General features: G+C 50.4%; 1 pseudogene. It reads left to right on the plus strand.

Annotated elements, in window-relative coordinates:
• Positions 1-252 (plus strand): annotated as a pseudogene (locus tag CHH91_RS20725) (hypothetical protein); the annotation flags it as partial.

Here is a 252-nt window from a genome sequence, read left to right on the forward strand (position 1 = left end):
CCAACGTTTAGCAAACCGGACCAACAAAACGGTGATCGCTGGTCCAACTGAGGCAACCGCTGTTGGCAATCTGCTCGTACAAGCGATTGCAGACGGAGAGCTTTCTCGTATAGAGGAAGGTCGTGCGCTAGTGCGGACAGCGTTTCCTGTCACTTACTATCTACCGCAAAGGAGTGAATGGCGCGTGACGAGTCGATTTGAAAGCGCTAAAGTGCAGTATGAACAATTAGGTATAGATGTCGAGGCAGCATT

The sequence above is a fragment of the Virgibacillus sp. 7505 genome (genome assembly GCF_002272135.1).
In the GTDB taxonomy this organism is placed as follows: domain Bacteria; phylum Bacillota; class Bacilli; order Bacillales; family Amphibacillaceae; genus Terribacillus.